3 protein-coding genes are annotated in these 1,816 nt (G+C 61.4%); 1 reads left to right on the top strand and 2 read right to left on the bottom strand.

The annotated features are described in order from the left end of the window. The coding region (locus tag HX846_RS31260; protein ID WP_178966874.1) for a cell wall metabolism sensor histidine kinase WalK at positions 1-611 on the top strand (611 nt) is incomplete at its 5' end. A gap of 133 nt (positions 612-744) precedes the next feature. Here HX846_RS31260 and HX846_RS31255 read toward each other — a convergent pair. Further along, complete coding sequence (locus HX846_RS31255) at positions 745-1,161, bottom strand: SRPBCC family protein (protein ID WP_178966873.1); 417 nt, start codon at positions 1,159-1,161, stop codon at positions 745-747. A 29-nt stretch (positions 1,162-1,190) separates the two neighbouring features. Next, positions 1,191-1,816 (bottom strand): SDR family NAD(P)-dependent oxidoreductase (locus tag HX846_RS31250; RefSeq protein ID WP_178966872.1); only part of this gene is annotated, 626 nt, incomplete at its 5' end.

Below are 1,816 nucleotides of genomic sequence, written 5' to 3'. Positions count from 1 at the left end.
GGATCCAGCAGCAGGCCGATGAGGACGCGCCCCACGCCCTGCAACTGGACGCGGCCATCGCCGAAACCGACACCTTGATGGCGCGCTTCCGTGGCTTGCTGCGGATTTCCGAACTGGAAGACCATCAGCGCCGCTCGGGCTTCCTGGTGCTTGATCCCCTGCCCTTGCTGCAGGAACTCCACGACTTCTACCTGCCCCTGGCAGAAGAAGGCGAGATGGAATTGCTGCTGCAAGTGCCGGACTCGTTACCGTGGATCACCGGCGATCGCGCCTTGCTGTTCGAAGCCCTGGCCAACCTGCTGAGCAACTCGATCAAATTCACCCCGCCGGGCGGCGAAGTGATCCTGCGAGGCGTGAACGATGCCGGCAGCACCCGCATTGAAGTCCTGGACTCCGGCCCCGGGATTCCCGCAGCTGAACGTGCCGCGGTGTTCCAGCGGTTTTACAGGGTGGACGAAGGCAATCAGCAACAAGGCGGGTTTGGGTTGGGGCTGTCGATTGTGGCCGCGATCATCAACCTGCACGGTTTCAAACTGGAAGTCGGCAGCAGCGAACGAGGCGGTGCGAAGCTGATCCTCGAATGCCGCCAACAACTGATGCCCGAAGCCTGAAGCCTGAAGCCTGAAGAACACCACAAAACCAATGTGGGAGCGGGCTTGCTCGCGAATGCGGAGTGTCAGTCAACCCATCTGGCACTGATCCACCGCATTCGCGAGCAAGCCCGCTCCCACATTTGATCTTCATTCAGCCCGGAAAATTACCCCGCAGCGCATCCAGCCCCCCGCTATAGACACCGCTGAACAACTCCTCCACCGCCGCATCCGTCACACCGGCCACCGGAGTGAACACACCCGACCAGGTGACCTTGGCGGTGCTGTCCGTCAACGCCTCAACCTTCAACGTCGCCAAATACTCACTCACCGGAAACGGCGACTCGCTGATCGAATAACTGTAGGTACGCGCCGCATCATCAAAGCGTTGCAGCCGCTCCACCACCACACCACCATCCGCCGTTTGCAGATGACGCACACGCCCGCCTTCACTCGGCTCGCTCTTGACGATAAAGGGCAGCCAGTCCGGCAGCGAATTGAAGCCGCCGACCAATTGCCAAACCTGTTCGGCCGAAACCGGGATTTCAATAACAGCAGATGCTTTTGCCACGATTAACACTCCAAACCATTCAAGAAAAATCAGATCGCCATGCTGTCGACAACACCGCCGTCGACCCGCAACGCGGCACCGGTGGTGGCAGAGGACAACGGTGAAGCAATGTACGCCACCAGATTCGCCACTTCATCCACATTCGCTGCGCGCTGGATGATCGACGTCGGCCGCGCATTGCGCACAAACACATCCGCCTCGTCCCGCGCACTGCGCCCGGACTTGGCCACGGCGTCCTTGAGCATGTGCTCCAGGCCATCGGTAAAGGTCGGCCCCGGCAGGATCGCATTGACCGTCACCCCGGTGCCCGCCAGGCGTTTGGCCAAGCCATGGGACACCGCCAGGTTGGCGCTTTTGGTCACGCCGTAATTGATCATGTCAGCCGGCGTTGCCACCCCGGATTCCGACGACACAAAGATCACCCGGCCCCAGCCCTGCTCGACCATGCCCGGCGTGTAATGCCGCGACAAACGCACACCGGAGATCACGTTGACCTCGTAGAAACGCGTCCACTCGCTGTCGGGGGCGTCGAAGAAATCGACGTCGTTGAAGATCCCGAGGTTGTTCACCAGGATGTCGGCGCGCGGCTCGGCGGCGAACAGCTTTTCAGCGCCCTCGGCCGTACCGAGGTCCGCCACCAGCCCACGCAGATCCG

Origin of the sequence: Pseudomonas sp. K5002, assembly GCF_013386655.1 — a bacterium.
Classification (GTDB): Bacteria; Pseudomonadota; Gammaproteobacteria; order Pseudomonadales; family Pseudomonadaceae; genus Aquipseudomonas.
The sequence above is the reverse complement of the archived record's forward strand: the minus strand, read 5'-3'. Positions and strand labels throughout refer to the sequence as shown.